Source organism: Desulfobacter sp., assembly GCA_028768525.1.
GTDB lineage: Bacteria > Desulfobacterota > Desulfobacteria > Desulfobacterales > Desulfobacteraceae > Desulfobacter.
In genome coordinates this window covers 4,632,319-4,653,555 of sequence record CP054837.1, presented here as the reverse complement: position 1 = coordinate 4,653,555, position 21,237 = coordinate 4,632,319, and the positions used below count along the sequence as shown (strand labels likewise).

16 protein-coding genes are annotated in these 21,237 nt (G+C 57.0%); all 16 read left to right on the top strand.

The genetic code is table 11. The annotated features are described in order from the left end of the window. Positions 1-27: 27 nt before the first annotated feature. The 16 genes from HUN04_20505 to HUN04_20430 all read left to right on the top strand — a co-directional run bounded on the left by HUN04_20505 (position 28) and on the right by HUN04_20430 (position 21,189). A complete protein-coding gene (locus HUN04_20505; protein ID WDP91966.1) occupies positions 28-1,158 on the top strand; it encodes an ABC transporter substrate-binding protein in 1,131 nt (376 codons plus the stop codon). 189 nt (positions 1,159-1,347) lie between these two features. After that, positions 1,348-2,241: a branched-chain amino acid ABC transporter permease gene (locus HUN04_20500; protein WDP91965.1), complete on the top strand. Its 894-nt coding sequence runs from the start codon at positions 1,348-1,350 to the stop codon at positions 2,239-2,241. A gap of 32 nt (positions 2,242-2,273) precedes the next feature. Then, complete coding sequence (locus HUN04_20495; GenBank protein ID WDP93353.1) at positions 2,274-3,311, top strand: branched-chain amino acid ABC transporter permease; 1,038 nt, start codon at positions 2,274-2,276, stop codon at positions 3,309-3,311. Continuing rightward, a complete protein-coding gene (locus tag HUN04_20490) occupies positions 3,311-4,087 on the top strand; it encodes an ABC transporter ATP-binding protein (protein WDP91964.1) in 777 nt (258 codons plus the stop codon). Before HUN04_20495 ends, HUN04_20490 begins: the two co-directional genes overlap by 1 nt. Beyond that, complete coding sequence (locus tag HUN04_20485) at positions 4,087-4,791, top strand: ABC transporter ATP-binding protein (GenBank protein WDP91963.1); 705 nt, start codon at positions 4,087-4,089, stop codon at positions 4,789-4,791. The genes HUN04_20490 and HUN04_20485 overlap by 1 nt, the downstream gene beginning before the upstream one ends. Before the next feature lie 172 nt (positions 4,792-4,963). Then, a complete protein-coding gene (locus HUN04_20480) occupies positions 4,964-6,094 on the top strand; it encodes a hypothetical protein (protein ID WDP91962.1) in 1,131 nt (376 codons plus the stop codon). Between the two features lie 21 nt (positions 6,095-6,115). After that, positions 6,116-7,441, top strand: a complete 1,326-nt coding sequence (locus tag HUN04_20475; protein ID WDP91961.1) for a PEGA domain-containing protein — start codon at positions 6,116-6,118, stop codon at positions 7,439-7,441. Positions 7,442-7,795: 354 nt separating this feature from the next. After that, positions 7,796-9,079 (top strand): (Fe-S)-binding protein, encoded by a 1,284-nt coding sequence (locus HUN04_20470; protein WDP91960.1) that lies wholly within the window; start codon positions 7,796-7,798, stop codon positions 9,077-9,079. Positions 9,080-9,104: 25 nt separating this feature from the next. After that, positions 9,105-12,200 carry a CoB--CoM heterodisulfide reductase iron-sulfur subunit A family protein gene (locus HUN04_20465; protein WDP91959.1) on the top strand — a complete coding sequence of 1,032 codons (3,096 nt, stop codon included), beginning with the start codon at positions 9,105-9,107 and terminating at the stop codon, positions 12,198-12,200. Between the two features lie 12 nt (positions 12,201-12,212). Next, the gene (locus HUN04_20460) at positions 12,213-12,644 is read left to right on the top strand and encodes a hydrogenase iron-sulfur subunit (GenBank protein WDP91958.1); all 432 of its coding nucleotides are present in this window, start codon (positions 12,213-12,215) and stop codon (positions 12,642-12,644) included. Then, positions 12,644-13,522, top strand: coding sequence for a 4Fe-4S dicluster domain-containing protein (locus tag HUN04_20455; protein WDP91957.1), 879 nt, complete (start codon positions 12,644-12,646; stop codon positions 13,520-13,522). Before HUN04_20460 ends, HUN04_20455 begins: the two co-directional genes overlap by 1 nt. A 31-nt stretch (positions 13,523-13,553) precedes the next feature. Beyond that, positions 13,554-14,636: a 4Fe-4S dicluster domain-containing protein gene (locus tag HUN04_20450; GenBank protein ID WDP91956.1), complete on the top strand. Its 1,083-nt coding sequence runs from the start codon at positions 13,554-13,556 to the stop codon at positions 14,634-14,636. Continuing rightward, positions 14,633-15,478 (top strand): FAD/NAD(P)-binding protein, encoded by an 846-nt coding sequence (locus tag HUN04_20445; GenBank protein ID WDP91955.1) that lies wholly within the window; start codon positions 14,633-14,635, stop codon positions 15,476-15,478. Before HUN04_20450 ends, HUN04_20445 begins: the two co-directional genes overlap by 4 nt. Positions 15,479-15,643: 165 nt before the next feature. Then, complete coding sequence (locus HUN04_20440; protein ID WDP91954.1) at positions 15,644-15,961, top strand: IscA/HesB family protein; 318 nt, start codon at positions 15,644-15,646, stop codon at positions 15,959-15,961. Between the two features lie 154 nt (positions 15,962-16,115). Then, the gene (locus HUN04_20435; protein ID WDP91953.1) at positions 16,116-16,616 is read left to right on the top strand and encodes a hypothetical protein; all 501 of its coding nucleotides are present in this window, start codon (positions 16,116-16,118) and stop codon (positions 16,614-16,616) included. A gap of 139 nt (positions 16,617-16,755) precedes the next feature. Then, the gene (locus tag HUN04_20430) at positions 16,756-21,189 is read left to right on the top strand and encodes an FAD-dependent oxidoreductase (protein ID WDP91952.1); all 4,434 of its coding nucleotides are present in this window, start codon (positions 16,756-16,758) and stop codon (positions 21,187-21,189) included. Positions 21,190-21,237: the final 48 nt, after the last annotated feature.

Below are 21,237 nucleotides of genomic sequence, written 5' to 3'. Positions count from 1 at the left end.
AAAAACAACACAAAGGAGAAAGTTAAGATGAAGAAACTCACCATGACCATCCTTGCCCTGGCGATTGCGGCCTTTGCCACCTGCGCCCAGGCCCAAACCGTTAAGATCGGCGTGTTCCTGCCCCTGACCGGCGGCAACGCCTTTGGCGGCCAGCTGGAACTTGAAGGCGTTGAAATGGCCAAAAAAGCCATGCCTGAAATCATGGGCAAAAAAGTAGAGCTGTTCGTTGTTGACAACAAATCCGATAAGGTTGAATCCGCCAACGCGGTAAAACGCCTTATCTCCAAAGAAAAAGTAAACGCCATCATCGGCACCTACGGGTCTTCCCTGGCCATGGCCGGCGGCGAAGTGGCTGAAAAAGCCAAAGTCCCCATGGTGGGCACCTCCTGCACCAATCCGCTTGTCACCATGGGCAAAGAATACATCTTCAGGGTCTGCTTCATCGACCCCTTCCAGGGTGCCGGCGCCGCCACTTACGCCTTCAAGGAAAAGGGCCTGAAACGCGCTGCCCTGCTGGTTGACCTCTCTTCCGACTACTCTGTTGGCCTGGCCTCCTTCTTCAAAAAAGCCTTCAAAAAAGTGGGCGGCGAAGTCGTGGCTTCCCTCAAGTACCAGACCGGCGACCAGGATTTCACTGCACAGCTCACCGAAATCATCTCCAAAAAACCCGATGTTCTGTTCATCCCCTCCTACTTTGCCGAAGGTGCCATCATCATGAAGCAAGTCCAGGAGCTGGGTGCCAACTTTGCCGTCATGGGCGGCGATGCCATGGACAACCCCAAAATTGTTGAGATCGGCGGAAAATCCGTTGAAGGTTTCTTCCACACCACCTTTCCCTACGATCCCAGCATGAAGGACATGAACCCGGTTGCTGCCAAGTTCACCGAAGACTGGAAAACCGAACATCCTGAAAAAGATCCCAACGTTAACGCCGCCCTGGGTTATGATGCCTACATGATCATCATGGACGCCATCAAACGTGCCGGCTCCGACGATCCCAAAGCCATCGCCAAAGCCCTGGCCGCCACCAAGGATTTTGAAGGCGTTACCGGTTCCACCACCATCAACGCCACCCACGACGCTGAAAAGCCCGTTGGTATCGTTCAGATCAAGGACGGCAAGAAAACCTATGCCGGCGCCATCCAGCCCGCTATCTAACCCAAGGGGATAGTCCCGGGCCGGAACGGATAAGTTATTGAAGTGCCCAACAGTCAGCGGACAGGCTGCATCAGCCTGCCCGCTGACCTGTATCTGCGATCTTGTTGATTTCCGTTCCCCTTACCTGACTTAAGCATTCATCATCCTTAATTAATAGTTAAAAATTGATATTAGGATTGGAGTTTTAATATGAGTACGTCCATGTTCGTTCAGCACATGCTGAACGGTTTGACACTCGGCAGCCTCTACGCTTTGATCGCCATCGGGTACACCATGGTTTACGGTATCCTCCGGCTGATCAACTTTGCCCACGGCGAGATTTTCATGCTGGCTGCCTATTTTGTATTCTGGGGGACCACCCTCTTCCACCTGCCCTGGGCCATTGCGCTGATCTGCGCCATTGCCCTGACCAGTTTTGTGGGCATCGGCGTGGACCGTGTGGCCTATAAGCCGCTGCGGGACGCCCCCCGCATCTCGGCCCTGATCTCGGCCATCGGCGTTTCCTTTTTCCTCCAGAACTTTGCCATCGTGGTCTTCGGCGCCATCCCCCGGGAGGTCTACCGCCCCGAATGGCTGGAAAATATTATTATCTGGGGGGAAGTGCGCATCCTGCCCCTGACCATTGTGGTGCCCATCATGTCCATCCTGCTCATGCTGGCCCTGCTCTACATTGTCTATAGGACCAAGGCGGGCCTGGGCATGCGGGCCATTTCCAAGGACATTGAGACCAGCCGGCTCATGGGCGTGAAGGTCAACCGGGTAATCGCACTGACCTTCGGCATCGGGTCGGCCCTGGCCGCAGCCTCGGGGATCATGTGGTCCCTGCGCTATCCCCAGATCCAGCCCATCATGGGCGTCATCCCCGGATTCAAGGCCTTTATCGCAGCCGTCATCGGCGGCATCGGCTCCATCCAGGGGGCGGTGATCGGCGGCACCATGCTGGGATTCATGGAAATCATGATCGTGGCCTTTTTTCCCGATCTTGCCGGATACAGGGACGCATTCGCCTTTGTCCTGCTGATCCTGATTCTGCTCATCAAGCCCACCGGACTCATGGGTGAAAAACTGGAGGACAAGATATGAAAACCACACAGCCTTCAGCAGCGACCCGGCACATGCTTACCTTCTGTGCCGTCCTGGTCCTGATTTTATTTTTGTTCCTGGCCGAAAAGTTTGCCGACGGATACCAGATCCAGATCCTCAACCTCATCGCCGTGAATACCATCCTGGCCCTGAGCCTCAACCTGATTTACGGGTTCACCGGGATGTTTTCCCTGGGTCATGCCGGGTTCATGGCTATCGGCGCCTACACCTGCTCCATCCTCATCATGCCCCCGGCCCAGAAGGAAATGCTCTTCCTCCTGGAAGAGGCCTACCCCATCATCCAGAACTCCCAGGCGCCCTTTTTTGTGGCTGTATTCCTGGGCGGGGTGATGGCGGCCATTGCCGGCATCATCATCGGTTTTCCCGTGCTGCGGCTGGGCGGCGACTACCTGGGCATCGCCACCCTGGGGTTTGCCGAGATCATCCGCATCGTGGCCACCAATATCCCCAGGGTGACCAACGGGGCCCTGGGATTCAAGGGCATCCCGGACTACGCCACCATCTGGTGGAACTACGGGTGGCTGCTCATCACCATTTATTTCATCACAAGGGTGGTCAGATCCAACTTCGGCAACACCCTCAAGGCCATCCGGGATGACGAGACCGCGGCCCAGTCCATGGGCATCAACGTCTTCGGCCACAAGATGGTCTCATTCGCCATGGGCGCCTTTTTCGCCGGCATCGGCGGAGCCCTGCTGGCCAGTCTTCTGACCACCATCGACCCCAAGATGTTTTTGTTCATCCTCACCTTCAACATCCTCATGATCGTTGTGGCCGGAGGCCTGGGCTCCATCACCGGATCCATCATCGGCGGCATCGGCATCACGGCGCTTTTGGAATGGCTGCGGTTCGTTGAAAACCCCATGAGTTTCGGCGGGTTTGAGATCAGCGGCATCCCGGGCATGCGCATGCTGGTATTTTCCATGGCCCTGGTATTCATCATCCTCTTCAAGCAGGAGGGGGTCATGGGCATGCGGGAATTTTCCTGGGCCTGGTTCCTGGGCCTGTTCAAAAAAGGCCAGTCAAATAAAAGCAAGGAGGTGCGCTAATGACTAAGGAATACGCCCTTCAGACCGAAAACCTGACCATACGGTTCGGCGGCCTCACCGCCGTGGACAATTTCAATGCAGCCATTGAAAAGGGCAGCATTGCCGGACTCATCGGCCCCAACGGCGCGGGCAAGACCACCTGTTTCAACATGATCACCGGATTCTACCAGCCCACCGAGGGCCGGGTGCTGCTCAACGGCAAAAGCATGGCAGGAATCCCCCCCCACAAGGTCTGCCGGGCCGGCATCGCCAGGACCTTCCAGAACATCCGGCTGTTCAAGAACGCCACCGTCCTTGAAAATGTCATGCTGGGGGCCTTTATCCGGCAGAAGACCGGCTGGCTCCATGCGGTGCTCAGTCTGCCCGCCTATTTCAAGGAAGACAAGATCACCCGGGAGCGGGCCCTGGAACTGCTGGACACCGTGGGACTGAAGGAACACGCCCATGAAAACGCCGTGTCGCTTCCCTACGGGGCCCAGCGCCGGCTGGAGATTGCCCGGGCCCTGGCCACGGAGCCCTCGTTCCTGCTCCTGGACGAGCCCGCCGCCGGCATGAACCCCAACGAAACCCGGGACCTGGTCCGGTTCATCCGGAGAATCCGGGAAGAATTCGACCTCACCATCCTGCTCATCGAGCATGATATGAAACTGGTCATGGAGATCTGTGAAAAAATCTGGGTCATCGACTACGGGGTGACCATTGCCGAAGGAGCCCCCGAAGATATCCAGTCCAACCCCAAGGTGATTGAAGCCTATCTTGGAGAGGAGATTGCCTAATGCTGAATGTAGAAAAAATCCATGTCCATTACGGGGGGATCCACGCCCTCAAGGGGATCAGCGTATCCATCCCCGAAGGTAAAATCGTCACCCTCATCGGGGCCAACGGCGCCGGCAAATCCAGCCTGCTCCGTTCCATCGCAGGCCTGGTGAAAACCAGCGGGGGAAAAATCACCTACAAGGGCACCGATATCACCGGCATGGCCCCGGAGGAGGTGGTGGCCAAGAACATCGTCATGTCACCTGAAGGCCGGCGGATCTTCCCACACCTTTCGGTGCGGGAAAACCTGATGCTGGGCGCCTATACCCGGTCCGACAAGGAAGGGATCGCCCGTGACATCGAAATGGTCATCGACCTCTTTCCCCGGCTGCGGGAACGGATCACCCAGAAGGGCGGGACTCTTTCCGGCGGCGAGCAGCAGATGCTGGCCGTGGGCCGGGCCCTGATGAGCTCGCCTGAAATCATCCTATTGGACGAACCCTCCCTGGGGCTGGCCCCCAAGCTGATAAAGGAGGTCTTCGACATCATCCGGCAGGTGAACAAAGAGGGCAAATCCGTGCTTCTGGTGGAACAGAACGCCTTTGCCGCCCTGAACATCTCGGACTATGCCTACGTGCTTGAGGTGGGCTCCATTGTGCTGGAAGGCACGGGCCAGGACCTCATCGCCGATCCCGAGGTGAAAAAGGCCTATCTCGGGGCCTGATCCCCGCCCTTCAAGATCAAGATACAGACGCCCGGAAGAGCCCCCTCTTCCGGGCGTTTTTCACACCTCTCTTTCCTTCTCCCAAGAATCAATTGACAATAAAAAAGGCCGATAGTAGACTCTCATTTTTTTAAACGGTCTGAATTATGAGGACATCATAAGGGTTTAATGAATGAGGGTTGGGAAATGGCTGCCGGCCGGCATCATTAGCTGTATACTGCTCTGTTTTACCTCTCTATCGTCGGCGGCGCCTGATTTCGGGGGAGACTGCATCATCACCGGCATTAAAACAGGGGATGCCCCCCTGCACCTTGATGTCCTGCACAATAAAGGTGCCGTCTATATGGTCTGGTCCGTTTCCCTCCTCATGGGGGAACCGGTGGTAGACGGCCGGGGAATGGTCGTCATTCCGGACCAGAAGACCTATGAGGCCCGCTACAAGGATAAAACCTTTCAGATCCCCTCCCGGATTATAAAAAAAATCACCGTCATGGATGCAGAAATCAAAGCACACCTGGGCGCCAATCTGTTTATGGATATCAATTTAGGGGCCATGGCGGATGTCTATTTCGGCGGCATCCATTCGGCCAAAGGGCTGCCGCCGGCCGACAAGGAAAAATACCTCAGCTATAATGTCCCGGGCTCACCCCAATGGGATCAATGGCTCTACCGGGACAACCAGGGATTTTCCCAGCAGTTTCTGCCGGAAAAGCAGGCAAAACAGAGAATGCAGCAGGGGATTCAGATGATTCCCCTCGGCACCTCCGCCCGGGTTGATTTTAATTTCAATCCAATAATCCAATGGATTGAAAACCAAAAAGCGCCAAAGGCCAAAAAAGCGGACCCCTTTAAAAAATTTGCAAAAATGGAGGCCCCGGCCGCTGAAGCGGATCTTAAAAAAGCAGATGCGGATATCAGGGCATTCATCATCAATGCATGCGGCCAATATTATATCCGGGTGGAAGAAGGCCGCCGCGGCTTTCACCTGACGGCGGAGCACCTGGGGGAAACCCGGGAAGAGAGAATAAAAAGGGAAAAAAAAGAAAAAGCTTACCGGGAAAAAAGGCGTGAACGGGTGAGACAGGCCAAACAGACCATGGAGAATGAACTGCCCCGGCTCCAAAGGGAATTCAAGGAAAAACGGGCCGCCATCCGGCCGGATTGCCGGGCCTATATCATGAAAAAATACGGGCTCTCCCTTCCCGTGGCAAAACTGGAACAGCTGCTGAACCTCAATTTCACCGCCACTGACCGTTTTAAGGCAGTCTACTATATCCCCTTTGACGGCAACCTGAACAACTAGTCAGCCCAAGGAGCCATAGAAATGAAAACAATCAATTATATACTGGCCGCCATCCTGGTTTACGCCCCGGCCGCATACGCGGATGCCTATATTAAACTGGTCAGTGATCAAAGTGAAAGCGACGTATACGTGAATGGCGACATTGTGGGCACCTACTACGATACGCCCCTTGAATTCATCCTGCCGCCGGGGGAGTACAATCTTGAGGTGAAAAAAGCCTACAAGGACCAGAGCACCGGCTATTTTAGCAGGCAGATAAAGGCAGGGAAGTTTGACGCAAAAATCGCTGTCAATGCCGTGCTGAAAAAGGAATACACCCAGGACTGGTACTACAGGCGGGCCAATACCATCAAAGGCGCCCGGGCCTATCTTGAAAAATTCCCCAGGGGGAAACAAAGCAAGGCTGTCCGCGGATTTCTTGAAATGGCCTATGCCAAAGCGGCCACCACCCTTGAAGGGGCAAAAGAATACCTGGAACGGTATCCCCAGGGGCGGTTCAAGGATGGTGTCCTGAACCGGACCATCTATCTAGTTTCCATGAAAGAAGAAAAACAAAAGGGCAAAACAGAGGTTCACCGATTTACCTATGATGAAAAGGGAAATCTGATCCAAGAAAATTGGATCAAACCCGAAGGCCGGTGGGAAAAAACCTGGTTTACCTATACCCCTAAAAACCAGCTCATCCAAAAGGTATTCCAGAGAAAGGGCAAACCACAGTTTACTCACCATTACCGGTATGACGGCAACGGCAACCGGGTTGAAGAAACCATATACAGAAAAGACCAGCTGGACACCAGGATCCTGTACACCTACGACCAGCAGGGCCGCCTGGTCAATGAACTTGAAAAAAAGTATTTGGCCGGCCGGTATCTGGACAGGCACTCCTATGAAACCATTTATACCTGGGATGAAAACAACAACCTCAAGGTAGAAGAAAGAAACCGGGTCACCGGCGGGGACCTGAAAAAATACACCTATTGGTACGACGATCAGGGGAAAATGGTTAAACGGCGGGTCCAGATTGCCAACGGCTACCGGGAGATGGATAAAACCTATGATTACGACCACGATGAGGATGAATTTGCCCGGAAATATAATGACAATGGATTGCTGATTGAAGAAATAAAAAATCCCAGGGACCCATATCCGGTAAAAACCCTTTACACATACCGCGAAGACCTGTCCCTGGCAGAAAAGAACACCTACTGTTCAGACGGCCGGCGGACCCGGTACCTTTACGATGCCCATGGGAACCTGGTCCAGAAAACCTCTTACCGGGATTCGGAAGGGGATGTCCGTCAGACCCGATTTGAATACACAGGATTTAAGGTCAGACAGATGCTGTAAATTCCCACCCCTTTAAACGAATCCGGCGATAATTTGGAATAAGAATAGAACCGGCCCGCCCCATCCAAATAATCAATTTGTTAATCATTGGTTTTTTATATACTCATAGAAGATGTCTGCCCCCACCGGGGATAGACAAGAAGAACTTAAGATTAACAAAAGGATAGACAATAATGACAGACCTCCCCAAACGCCACTGAATCAGATACGGATGCACCGCCCGTGTCCGGCTGGTGCAGGGTTTTCCGGGGAAATCTGTCGCCGCTCTTCTAAAAAAGGTGACCAGCTGACATGCATTTCCCCCTAATTTGAGTTGAGGGCCAATCAGGCCCCTGATTTGGAGGATATGACATTATGCTGGATCGATTACGGATCTCCTATAAAAATGACGGCCTCAGGGAAAAGGTAAAAGCCCTGATCCCCGACGGCAACCTTTCCGCCTGTCTCACCTGCGGCAGCTGCGCCAGCGGCTGTCCAGCCACAGGCCTCCATGACATGGACCCCAGAAAATTCATCCGCATGGCCGTCTTCGGCATGGATAAGGAACTGGAACGCCACCCCTGGGTGTGGAACTGCACCATGTGCAAACGGTGCTACGATGTCTGTCCCATGTCCATCAACATTCCCGCACTCACCTTTTACCTGCGTTCCCAGTGGCCCAGGGAGGAACGCCCCAAGGGGATACTGGGGTCCTGTGACCATCATATCAACTCCCGGGGCGGGGCCATGGGCGTTCCCTTTGAAGACTTCCAGTTCACCGTGGAAGACCTGGCCGAAGAATGCAGCGAGGAACAGGAAGGCTTTGAGGACCTTACGGTCAGCATTGACAAGGAAGGAGCCTATTTCGCCCTGAACCAGAACTCCAGAGAACCGGTCACCGAACCCGATGAACTGCTCCCCCTGTGGAAAATCCTGCACAGGGCCGGGGCCGACTGGACCTATTATTCGGAATTCTGGGGCGGTGAAAACTACTGCATGTTCCTGGCCGACGACGAGGCCTGGGAAACCATTATCCGAAAACAGGCAGAACACATCGACAAACTGGGCTGCAAGGTGCTGATCAACACCGAATGCGGCCATTCATTTTTTGCGCTCTGGGAAGGACTGCGCAAATACAATATCCCCCACAATTTTGAACTCAAGAGCATCGTTCAGCTCTACGCCCAGTGGATCAGGGAGGGCAAACTCCCGGTCAACTCAGACTGGAACACCGGGAACATCAAGTTCACGGTCCAGGATCCCTGCAACCTCATCAGAAAATCCATGGGCGACCCCGTGGCCGAGGACCTGCGCTATGTGGTCAAGAAGGTGGTGGGCGAGGAGAATTTCGTGGACATGGCCCCCAACAAATCCAATAACTTCTGCTGCGGCGGGGGCGGGGGGATGCTTCAGTCCGGGTACAACGACGAGCGCAGGGCATACGGCCAGACCAAATTCAACCAGATCATGGCCACAGGGGCCACATATGTGATCACCCCCTGCCACAACTGCCACGCCCAGATTGAAGATCTGGCCCATCACCATCAGGCGGACTACCATACGGTCCATCTCTGGACCCTGATCTGTCTTTCCATGGGAATTCTGGGGGAAAACGAACGAACCTACCTCGGACCGGACCTGGCCGAATACGGCCTGTAATTGTGTAAATAGGAGTAACAAATTTATGAGTACCAAACCCGTTGGATCGGTTCAAGCAAAGGAATCGGTCCAGACAATCGGATCGGTTCTTGTGGCCGGCGGCGGCATCGCCGCCATCCAGGCCGCCCTGGACCTGGCCGATTCAGGTTTTTATGTATACATGGTGGAAAAAAGCCCTGCCATTGGCGGGGTCATGGCCCAGCTGGACAAAACCTTTCCCACCAATGACTGTTCCATGTGCATCATGTCCCCCAAACTGGTTGAGGTGGGCCGCCACATTAATATCGAGCTGGTCACCCTGGCCCAGATCAAGGACATCCGGGGAGAAAAGGGAGACTTCAAAGTAGACATTTTCCAGAAGGCCCGCTATGTGGACCCGGACAAATGCGTGGCCTGCGGGGCCTGTGTGGAAAAATGTCCCAAAAAGGTGACCGACCTTTACAATGTGGGGCTGGCCAAGCGAAAGGCCATTTACGTGCCCTATGCCCAGGCCGTCCCCCTCAAATACTGCATCGATCCGGAGCAGTGCATCAAGCTGACCAAGGATAAATGCGGCAACTGCGCCAAGGTCTGTCCGGCAGGAGCAGTCAACTACGAGGATACGGACAAGGCGTTCACCCTGAACGTGGGTGCGGTCATCCTGGCCCCGGGATTCAAGGCCTTCCATCCGGGGGAATCCGACATCTACGGCTGGCACACCTCAAAGGATATCGTCACCTCACTGGAATTCGAGCGGCTGCTCTCGGCCTCGGGCCCCAACAAGGGCCATGTGGTGCGCATGTCCGACCATGAAGAACCCAGGTCCCTGGCCTGGCTCCAATGCGTGGGGTCCAGGGATATCAACCGCCCCAAAAGCTATAATCGGAAAAATTCCCATTGTTCCTCTGTCTGCTGCATGTACGCCATCAAGCAGGCCATCATAGCCAAGGAGCATGATCCTGATCTTGAGTGCACCATCTTCTACATGGACATGCGGACCCACGGCAAGGGGTTTGAAGCCTGCTTCAACGAAGCCAGGGAAAAGCACGGCATCCGCTTTGTCAGATGCCGGGTCCATTCCGTGTTTGAGGCGCCGGACGAAACAGGAAAAAAATTCCAGACCATCTCATATGTGGACGAATCCACAGGAAAGATTGTCAACGAAAATTTCGACCTGGTGGTGCTCTCCGTGGGCATGGAAATCCATGATGAGACAAAGGCGTTTGCCGGGACCATCGGCATCGAACTCACGGACAACGGATTCTGTAAAACCCAGAGTTTTACCCCCACCGCCGCCACCCGGGACGGTATTTATGTCTGCGGCGCCTTCCAGGGCCCCAAGGATATTCCCCAGTCCGTGATCGAAGCGGGGGCGGCCGCACTCAGTGCCGGCTCCGCCATCTCAGAGGCCCGGGGCAGCCTGACGAAAACCGTTGAACAGCCAAAGGAGAACGATGTCACCGGCGACGTGCCGAAAATAGGCGTCTTTGTCTGCCACTGCGGCATCAACATCGGCGGCGTGGTGGATGTACCCGCGGTCCGTGACTTTGCACGGACCCTCCCCTTTGTGGAATTTGCCGACGATAACCTATACTCCTGCTCCCAGGATGCCCAGGAGACCATTTCCGGCATCATCCGGGACAAGGGCCTCAACCGCATCGTTGTGGCGGCCTGCTCCCCCAGGACCCACGAACCCCTATTCCAGGAGACCCTGGCCGCGGCCGGCCTGAATAAATATCTCTTTGAGATGGTCAACATCCGGAACCACAACTCCTGGGTCCACAAGGACGATCCCGAGGCGGCCACTGCCAAGGCCATGGAAAGCGTAGCCATGGCCGTCTCCAAGGTGGCGCTGTTCTCTCCCCTCAAGGAAGAAACCCTCTCCATCGATAAGGGGATGCTGGTCATCGGGGGCGGCATCTCCGGCATGACAGGCGCCCTTTCCCTGGCCGACCAGGGCTACAAGGTCAGCCTGGTTGAAAAAGCAGACCGCCTGGGCGGAAACGCCCTTGACATCCATAAGACCGCATCCGGCGATCCGGTGCAGCCGGCCCTGGCCGACCTCACCGCCAGGATTTCCGATCACCCCGGTATCGATGTCTACCTCTCCTCCCAACTGGCCGCTGTCAACGGATTCGTGGGCAACTTCGACACCACGGTCCGGTCCGAAAATGGAGAAGAGGTCCAGATCCGCCACGGGGCCGCCCTCATCGCCACCGGCGCCAAAGAGCATAAGCCCGATGAATACGGATACGGCCAGCATCCCGGCATTATCACCGGCCTTGAACTGGACCGCCGGATCATGGACAAAGAGCCCCGGGTCAGGGATGCCAAAACCGCCGTATTTATCCAGTGCGTGGGCTCACGGGAAAAGGACCGCCCCTATTGCTCCAGGATCTGCTGCACCCATTCGGTTTCCTCGGCCATCCACTTAAAAGAGGCCAGTCCCGAAATGAACGTCTTCATCCTTTACCGGGACATCCGGACCTACGGGGAAAAGGAGAACCTCTACCAGAAGGCACGGGAACTGGGCGTGATCTTCATCCGCTATGGGGCTGAGGACAAGCCAAAGGTCAGCATCCAGGACAAACAAATCAGCATCGAAGTCACCGATCATGTCCTCCAGGCACCGGTGGCCATCGACACCGACCTTGTGGTCCTGGCCTCCGCGGCCGTGGCTGCCGGGGACGACACCCTGGCCAAGATGTTCAAGGTGCCCAGGGACAGCGACGGCTTCTTTGCCGAGGCCCATGTCAAGCTGGCCCCCTCCAACTTTGCCGTGGACGGGGTATTCCTGGCGGGCCTGGCCCATTACCCCAAACCCATTGACGAATCCATCGCCCAGGCCCAGGCGGCCGCCTCGGGTGTCTGCCGGCTCTTTGCCAAGACCGAAATCCGGACCCTTGGCAACACCGCCCACGTGGATCCCTCAAAGTGTTCGTCCTGCGGCGTCTGCGTCACGGTCTGCCCCTACAACGCCCCCTCCTTTATGGAAGAGGGACGGGATGCGGGCAAGGTCGCCGTGAACCCGGTGCTCTGCAAGGGCTGCGGCGTATGCGTATCCTCATGCCGGTCCGGTGCGGCGGGCCTTGCGGGATTTGAAGAAGAACAGATTATGGCCATGGTTGACCATGCCATTTAACGGAGATAATAGATGAACGAATTCCAACCTAAAATCGTCACCTTCCTGTGCAACTGGTGCTCCTACGGGGCAGCGGACCTGGCCGGCGTCAGCCGCTTTCAGTACCCGCCCAATATGCGTATTGTCAGGATTCCCTGCTCGGGCAGGGTGTCCGCCAAAATGATCATCCATGCCATCCGCAACGGCGCCGACGGCGTCTGGATCTCCGGATGCCATCCCGGAGACTGCCATTATATAGAGGGCAACTACTACGCCCGCAGAAAATTTTTCCTGCTCAAGGAGCTTCTGGAATACACCGGCCTTGAGCCGGACCGGATCCAGTTCTCCTGGATTTCCTCCGCCGAGGGCGTCAAATTCGCTGACACGGCCAACACCGTCATCGAAAAAGTCAGAGCCCTGGGGCCGGCCAAACGGTTGATCAAAAAACTGCCGGAGGTGGCCTGATGGAGATGAAAATCAAAAGAATCGCAAAGGATCTCCTGGCAAAGGGAAAGGTGGACGCAATCATCGGATACCGCCAGGGCAGCCTGGCCCATATGACCGAACCCTTCCTGGCCCGGACGGCCCAGGATGCCGAGCAACTGGTCTTCAACACCAACTGTCGGATGAACCTGGCCGTTTACCTCACCCCTGAACTGTTCAAAACCCATAAAAAAGTCGCGGTCACGGCCAAGGGCTGCGACAGCCGGAACATGGTCACCCAGATCCAGGAGAACAGGTACTCCCGGGATCAGGTATACATCATCGGGCTCCCCTGCACCGGCATGGCCGATAAGACCAAGGCCGCAGCAGGCCTTACCGGAGAGGATACCCTCCAGGACAACTGCCGCACCTGCATCAGCAGAAATCCGGTGATTTCGGATATAATGGCAGGGAAACCCGTGGCGGAACTTTCCCTGGACGAAAGCCGTTTTGAGGATGTCGCCGCCCTAGAGGCCATGACGCCCGAGGCAAAAGAGATCCATTTCAAGGAGATGCTCTCGGCCTGCACCCGGTGTTATGCCTGCAGGAATGCCTGTCCCCTCTGTTACTGCCCCACCTGTTTTGTGGACGAATCCAGGCCCCAGTGGGTGGGCAAGACCGTGGCCCCCACGGATGTCATGACCTACCACCTGGTACGGGCCTTCCACGACGCCGGCCGGTGCACCGACTGCGGGGCCTGCGAGGCGGCCTGTCCCATGGACATCCCGGTCCGCACCTTTACCCGGAAGACCATTAAGGATGCGAAAACAGCCTATGGCTGGGAGACGGGCATGGATCTTTCCCTGCGTCCGCCCCTGGACCGGTTCGACCTCAAGGACCCTGAAGACTTCATCATGTAAGCGTGCTTTCAAATTGATTTAAGGATATCAAATGAATTATATCATACTCAAAAAACAGGATCTTGAGGCCGCCATGGCAAGGGCAGCAAAAAGCTACACCCTTGCCGGCCCGGTCCCTGACAAGTCCGGAAATCGTCAGGGCCATACCTTTTGCTGCCTGGCAAAAGACCAGTGCCCGGATCTTGAATATACCCGTACACGCCTCTCTCCCAAGGCCCTGCTCTTTCCCCAGGCCGAACCCATGTTCCACTTCAAGGTGCCCAAAAAAAGGGACGACGGCAGTGTGGACGCCCCCTTTATGGAGGCCGGTTCCTTTAAAGAATCCCCCATTGCCGTGGTGGGCATAAGGCCCTACGACGCCAAGGCCTTTGACCTGCTTAAACTCAACTTCGATTCCAAGGATTACAAGGACCCCTTTTTCCTTCGGCGGTACGAGCAGATGGTGAGGATCGGCCTTGCCGATACACGCCCTGCTGACACCAACTTCTCCACGGCCTGCGGCACCGGCCCCTTTGACGAAACCGGCCTGGATATCCTTCTGGCCGATGCAGGGGATGCCTTTATCGGAAAAGTCATCACCAAAAAGGGAAAGGAATTTGCCTCCGCCGCCTGCTTCAAGCCCGGCGGGCCGGAAATCAAAAAGCAGCTGACCGCCATGAAGAAAGAGGCCGAAAGCCTGGTGGACGCCGCCCCCTCCTTTGGCCGCATCCTCGGGGCGGACACCCTGGACCTCTACGAAGCCGATCATTGGGAGGCCCTTTCCTTTTCCTGCATCAACTGCGGGGCCTGCACCTATGCCTGCCCCACCTGCTGGTGCTTTGACATCCAGGACGAGGTACAGGGGGATGAGGGGGTGAGACTGCGCCTCTGGGATTCCTGCATGACCGACCTCTACTCGGTCCATGCCTCGGGCCACAATCCCCGCCAGGAAGGATACAAGCGGTTCCGGAACCGGTTCATGCACAAGCTCAAATACTTTGCCGACAAGTACGATGCCGGCATCATGTGCGTGGGCTGCGGCCGCTGTATTGAGGGGTGCCCCTCCGGCATCGATATCCGCAAGGTCATGGCGGTGATGAACGAGACCTGCGGCGCAAAGGAGGTGGCCTCATGAAAAACCCCTATAAGCCCTATCCCGTGACCATCAAAAATATCCGGACGGAAACCGAGGACAAGAGCCTCAAGACCTTTACCTTTGAATTTGATTCCCCCGGGGACGAAAAGGCCTTCGACTTCAACTGCGGCCAGTTCGGCATGCTGTCCATCCAGGGCGTGGGCGAGATCCCCATCGGCATCGCCTCCTCCCCCACGGAAAAGCCCCTGGTGAAATTCACCGTTTTCAAAACGGGCAAGGTCACAGGCCACCTGCACAACATGAAGGAGGGTGAGGTCATGGGGCTAAGGGGCCCCATGGGCAACGGCTTTCCCATGGATGAGCTGGAAGGCAAAAACATCCTCATCGTGGGCGGCGGATTCGCCTTTACAACCCTGAGGTCCACCATCGAGATGATGCTCCAGCCCGAAAACCGCTCCCGGTTCAAAAACATCGACGTGGTGTACGGGGCCAGGACCCCGGGCATGCTGCTCTACCGGGAGGAGTTGGAGGCCTGGGAAAAACGCGACGACATCAACGTCCACATCACCGTGGACGGCACGGATGACCCGGACTGGGCCTACCATACCGGTTTTGTCCCGGCCATCACTGAAAAATGCGCGCCCAGGGCAGATGCCGACTCGGTGGCCATTGTCTGCGGCCCGCCCATCATGATCAAATTTACACGGCCGGTGCTCAAGGAGCTGGGATATGCCGACGAGGCCATCCTCATGAGCCTTGAAAACCGGATGAAATGCGGAATCGGCATGTGCGGCCGCTGCAATATCGGCCGGGAGCTGGTCTGCCACGACGGCCCGGTCTTTACCCTGGCGGAGCTGAATAAAACCCCAGGCGAATTTTAAGGTCTTAAATGAAAACTCACCCATCTACTTCGTTGCTGCAAAAGTTTAAAATCCTCACGTACTCCAGTACGCTCCGGTTTCAAACTTTCTTGCGCCTTGTATATGGGCAAGTTTTCATTCAAGCGCAAAACCACAAACAAAAGGAATGAAACCATAGGAGAAGATATGATCACAGTAACACCATCAGCCCAGGAACAGGTGAAGGCCTATTTTGAAGGCAAGGAAGTCGAGCCGGTGAGGATTTTCATCAATAACGGCGGCTGCGGCGGCCCCAGCCTGGCCATGGCCCTGGACCAGGCCACGGAGAATGATGCGGTCTTCACCCACGACGGCATCGATTACATCATGGATAAAAAACTGCTGGAACAGGCCTCACCGGTTGAGGTGGACCATACCGGCATGGGCTTTAACCTGACGTCCAGCCTGGAACTGGGCGGGGGATGCGGGTCCTGCGGCAGCACAGGATCCTGCTGCGGCAATTAGCGAAAACCGTAAATGTTCCCGATTACTTCGTTGGGCAGAAATTTTAATCCTCGAAATACGTCATGTATTCCTCCGGTTAAAATTTTTGTCCGCCTCGTACTCGGAAAAATTTCCTGGTTTTCGAGGCACTACTAACCCCATTTAGGAGGCAAAAATGGCGGCACAGGTTCACGTCTATTCTAAGATTGAACGCCAGTTGACCGACATGATGCGCCAAAGCAACGGCCGGGCAGATGCTCCGGCCATTGCTGCGCAGCGGGCCAGAGAGATTATCGACAGGCTGGTCCAGGGAATAACGCCTACAAGCTGCGGCCTGATGAAGCCACGGGCCGACAGACGGCTTAAGAACAGTTTAAAGTTTAACCTGGGATCGGGATTCCGTCTCATCTGCATCAAAGAGAAACCCGACATCCACATCATGTTTGTGGGGGATCACGACAGCTGCGACGCCTGGCTGGATCACCATACCCGGAAGAAACCCCATAAAACAACCCTGGAAGCCGACACCTTCAAGGTGATTGCGGCTGCCGCCCGCCCTGCTGAAAAAACAATATTGCCGGACGCGGACCAAGGTTTTGACGATACCGCCTTATTTTCCGATATTTCCCAGGAAGATCTGCGGCGGGTCTTTTCAGGACTTTGCTCCGCCGGCTAAAAGGACACCCTCTACCCTTGCCCTCCCACCACTGATCTCACAGGGTTTCCACGTATCACCCGAACATGGTTGAACCGACATCCGGAAGGCGGAAAGATCCCCTTCCGGTTCCCATAAACCTTAAAAACGGACGATACTTATGGAAAAAAAGAATCTTGCGGGTTCTGTTATGGTTATCGGCTCGGGGATCGCCGGCATCCAGGCCTCTCTGGATCTGGCCGATTCCGGATTTTTAGTCCACCTGGTTGAAAAACAGCCCCAGATCGGCGGGGCCATGGCCCAGCTGGACAAAACCTTTCCCACCAACGACTGCGCCATGTGCGTCATCTCACCCAAGCTGGTGGAGGCCGGGCGCCACTTAAACATTGATCTTCATACCCTCTCCCGGGTCACCGCCGTGGACGGGGAGGCAGGGGATTTCACCGTCACCCTTGAAAAAAAGGCCCGGTACGTGGATCCGGACAAATGCACGGCCTGCGGGGAATGCGCCAAGGCCTGCCCGGTGGAGGTGGACAACAGCTTTGACCAGAATCTTTCCAAGCGCAAGGCCATCTTCAAGCTCTATCCCCAGGGCATGCCCGGCGCCTTTGCCGTGGACAAACGGTCCACGGCCCCCTGCAAGGCCACCTGCCCGGCCCATGTATCCGTCCAGGGGTTCATCGCCCTGATGAACCAGGGCAAATTCCATGAGGCCCTCCAACTCTTTAAATCCGACCATCCCTTCCCGGGCTCATGCGGGCGCGTCTGCCATCATCCCTGTGAGTCTGTCTGTACCAGGGGCGATGCAGACCAGCCCCTGGCCATCCAACACCTTCACCGCTACCTGGCCGACCTGGATCTGGCTTCGGACTCCCCCTGGCTTCCCGACATCCGGGGCAACCGGGAGGAAAAAATCGCCGTGGTCGGGGCGGGTCCGGCCGGCCTCACCGCGGCCTGGTTCCTGGCCCAGAAAGGATACGGGGTCACGGTCTTTGAAAAACTGCCCGTAAAGGGAGGCATGATGGCCGTGGGCATCCCCGAGTACCGGCTGCCCAAGGCCGAACTTGAAAAAGAGATCGACCTCATCGAACGCCTGGGCGTTGAGATCAGGACCAGCGTTGAATTCGGGAAAGACATCACCCTGGAAAGCCTGAAATCCGACGGTTATTCGGCCCTGTTTATGGCCACGGGGCTCCACGGGGCCCGCCGCCTCAACGTCAAGGGCGAAGACCTTGAGGGGGTGCTCATGGGGACAGAATTCTTAAGGGACGCCGCCCTGGGCAAGGCCCGGAAAATTTCCGGCAGGACACTTGTCATCGGCGGCGGCAACGTGGCCGTTGACGTGGCCCTCACCGCCCGTCGCCTGGGGGCAGAAGAGGTGACCATGGTCTGCCTGGAAAAACGGGATGAAATGCCGGCCTGGGATTATGAAATCGAGGAAGCCCTGGAGGAAGGGGTGAAGATCGTCAACTCCCTGGGTCCCATCCGCTTCCACGGCGACGGCGGCTGTGTGGCCGCGGTGGACTTCCAGGAATGTACGGCCGTGTTTGACGAAGAGGGCCGGTTCAATCCCCGGTTTGACGACTGCAAGCTCGCCTCCCACGACGCCGATACCGTGATCGTTGCCATCGGCCAGTCCCCTGAGACCGAATTTGCCGACAGGGAACGGATTGCCCTGACCCGCCCCGGCGGTTACGAGGCCGATCCAATAACACTTCAGACCCCCATCAACTGGGTATTTGCAGGGGGAGACGCCTTTTACGGCCCCAAATCCGTGGTGGATGCCGTGGCCTCAGGGAAACGGGCAGCCGAATCCATCCACCGCTTTGTCAACGGGCTGGATTTAAAAGAAGGACGGGAAAAAGACTGGCCCTTTGAAAAGCCGGATATCAGCGAGGTGACCAGGATTGACCGGGCGGCCCCCCGGCGGCTGCCGGCCGCGGAACGGGAGGACAATTTCAATGAAGTGACGGCGGGACTGAACCAGGAACAGGTGGAACTGGAAGCGTCCCGGTGCCTGTCCTGCGGGATCTGCTCGGAATGCTACCAATGCGTGGACGCCTGCGTGGCCGGGGCCGTGGACCATTTCATGCAGCCCCGGGCAGAGCAGATCAAGGTGGGCGCCCTCATCGCCGCCCCGGGGTTTAAGCCCTTTGACCCCGCCCCCCATGCGCCCTATAATTATGCCGCCCATCCCAATGTGGTGACCAGCCTTGAGTTCGAGCGGATCCTGTCGGCCTCGGGCCCCTTCCAGGGCCATCTGGTCCGGCCCTCGGACCATGCCGAGCCCAAAAAAATCGCCTGGCTCCAATGCACGGGCTCAAGGGACCTCAACACCTGCGACAACGGGTACTGCTCCTCGGTCTGCTGCATGTATGCGGTGAAACAGACCGTGATCGCCAAGGAGCACAGCCCCGGGCCCCTGGACACCGCCGTCTTTTTCATGGACATGCGGACCTTTGGCAAAGAGTTCGATAAATATTACCTTCGGGCCAGGAACGACCACGGGGTCCGGTTTGTCAGATCCCGGGTCCATACGGTGGAAGAGGCGGATGAAAGCGGCAATCTGTTGCTCCGGTATGTCACCGAGGAGGGGAATCTTGCCCAGGAGACCTTTGACATGGTGGTCCTCTCCGTGGGCCTGGTGTCGGGTGAGGAGAACCGCAGCCTGGCCGAGGCCCTGGAAATTGAAGTCAACCCATACGGGTTTGCCGCCACAGCGGACCTCTCCCCCATAGAGACCACCCGGCCCGGCATATTTACCTGCGGGGTCTTCCAGGGGCCCAAGGATATTCCCCAGTCCGTCATGGAGGCATCGGCTGCGGCGGCCGCTGCCGCCGCCACCCTGGCCCCTGTCCGCCACACCCTGACCCGGACCCGGGAACTGCCCCCGGAAATCGACGTATCGGGCCAGGCCCCCAGGATCGGGGTCTTTGTCTGCAACTGCGGCATCAACATCGGGGGAATCGCCGATGTCCCGGCGGTACGGGAATTTGCAAGGGACCTGCCCAACGTGGTCCATGTGGAGGACAACCTTTTCACCTGCTCCCAGGACACCCAGGACAAGATGAAAGCGGTGATAAAGGAGCATGAGATCAACCGGGTGGTGGTGGCCTCCTGCTCTCCCCGGACCCACGAGCCCCTCTTCCAGGAGACCATCCGGGAGGCGGGGCTGAACAAATACCTCTTTGAAATGGCCAATATCCGGGACCAGAACACCTGGGTCCACATGAACAATCCCGACCTTGCCACCCAGAAGGCCAAGGAACTGGTCTCCATGGCCGTGGCCAAGGCCAACTGGATCGAACCCCTCTACCAGACGCCCCTTGACGTGGTGCGGGCCCTGCTGGTGGTGGGCGGAGGCGCCGCCGGCATGGAAGCGGCCCTCTCCGCTGCAAACCAGGGATTTGAGGTGTTCCTGGTGGAACGGGAGGACCACCTTGGCGGGGTGGCCCGCCACCTGCTGACCACAGCCAGCGGTGAAGCCGTACCGCCCTACCTTGACAGCCTCATCCAAAGGGTCCGGTCCCATGCAAAAATCCATGCCCACCTCAACGTAGAGGTGGTGGAAACCTCCGGCATCATGGGCAATTTCTCCACCAGGATCCTTGTGGCCGGCCCGGACAAGAAAGCCGCCTCGGTCACCCTCTCCCACGGCGCCACGGTCCTGGCCACGGGCGGCCATGAATACCAGCCCGAAGAATACCTCTACGGCGGCCACCCACGAGTATTCACCCACCTGGACCTGAACCGGGAACTGGCCGATCCTGAGTCCGGCATATTCAAGGCCAGGGCCATGGTCTTCATCCAGTGCGTGGGCTCAAGGAATGAAAAGCGGCCCTATTGCTCCAAGATCTGCTGCACCAACACCATGGTCAAGGCCCTGAAGCTCAAGGCGGCCAACCCGGAGATGGCCGTATTCGTGCTCTATCGGGATATCAGGACCTACGGCACAAGGGAGGCGCTTTATACCCGGGCCAGGCAGGCCGGGGTGATCTTCATCCGCTACGACGAGGACAATCCCCCAAAGGTGACCCAAAGCCAGGACGGCGGGATAGAGGTCGCGGTGGAGGACAAGATCCTGGGGCGGGAGATCCTGCTGGAACCCGACGCCCTGGTCCTGGCCGCAGCCGTCATTCCCAACGAAAACAAGGAACTATTCGATCTGTTCAAGGTGCCCATCAACGCCGACGGGTTCCTCAATGAGGCCCATGCCAAGCTGCGGCCCGTGGACTTTGCCTCGGAGGGGATCTTTCTGGCGGGACTGGCCCACTATCCCAAATCCCTGGACGAATCCTCAGCCCAGGGCAATGCCGCCGCTTCAAGGGCGGCCACGGTGCTCTCAAAGGATCACATCCTGGTGGGCGGGGTGGTGGCCGAAAACAGCGATCCGGACAAATGCGCCCGGTGCCTGGTCTGCGTGCGCTCCTGCCCCTACGGGGTGCCCAGGGTGGTAAACGGCGCCGCCATGATCGAACCGGCGCTCTGCCACGGCTGCGGGGTCTGCGCGGCCGAATGCCCGGCCAAGATCATCACATTGAACCATTTTACGGATACCCAGATAAACGAAAAGGCAAAGGCCCTGTTTGCCTGAATTGGTGTGCAGGAAATTGATTTTGCATAAAAATTGATTGCATAAAGA

Coding starts and splice junctions, on each gene's coding strand:
- HUN04_20465 (WDP91959.1), top strand. CDS start 9,105: ATGAGTACCAAACCCGTTGGATCGGTTCAAGCAAAGGAATCGGTCCAG.
- HUN04_20480 (WDP91962.1), top strand. CDS start 4,964: ATGAGGGTTGGGAAATGGCTGCCGGCCGGCATCATTAGCTGTATACTG.
- HUN04_20485 (WDP91963.1), top strand. CDS start 4,087: ATGCTGAATGTAGAAAAAATCCATGTCCATTACGGGGGGATCCACGCC.
- HUN04_20495 (WDP93353.1), top strand. CDS start 2,274: ATGCTTACCTTCTGTGCCGTCCTGGTCCTGATTTTATTTTTGTTCCTG.
- HUN04_20470 (WDP91960.1), top strand. CDS start 7,796: ATGCTGGATCGATTACGGATCTCCTATAAAAATGACGGCCTCAGGGAA.
- HUN04_20475 (WDP91961.1), top strand. CDS start 6,116: ATGAAAACAATCAATTATATACTGGCCGCCATCCTGGTTTACGCCCCG.
- HUN04_20460 (WDP91958.1), top strand. CDS start 12,213: ATGAACGAATTCCAACCTAAAATCGTCACCTTCCTGTGCAACTGGTGC.
- HUN04_20455 (WDP91957.1), top strand. CDS start 12,644: ATGGAGATGAAAATCAAAAGAATCGCAAAGGATCTCCTGGCAAAGGGA.
- HUN04_20430 (WDP91952.1), top strand. CDS start 16,756: ATGGAAAAAAAGAATCTTGCGGGTTCTGTTATGGTTATCGGCTCGGGG.
- HUN04_20500 (WDP91965.1), top strand. CDS start 1,348: ATGAGTACGTCCATGTTCGTTCAGCACATGCTGAACGGTTTGACACTC.
- HUN04_20440 (WDP91954.1), top strand. CDS start 15,644: ATGATCACAGTAACACCATCAGCCCAGGAACAGGTGAAGGCCTATTTT.
- HUN04_20435 (WDP91953.1), top strand. CDS start 16,116: ATGGCGGCACAGGTTCACGTCTATTCTAAGATTGAACGCCAGTTGACC.
- HUN04_20505 (WDP91966.1), top strand. CDS start 28: ATGAAGAAACTCACCATGACCATCCTTGCCCTGGCGATTGCGGCCTTT.
- HUN04_20445 (WDP91955.1), top strand. CDS start 14,633: ATGAAAAACCCCTATAAGCCCTATCCCGTGACCATCAAAAATATCCGG.
- HUN04_20450 (WDP91956.1), top strand. CDS start 13,554: ATGAATTATATCATACTCAAAAAACAGGATCTTGAGGCCGCCATGGCA.
- HUN04_20490 (WDP91964.1), top strand. CDS start 3,311: ATGACTAAGGAATACGCCCTTCAGACCGAAAACCTGACCATACGGTTC.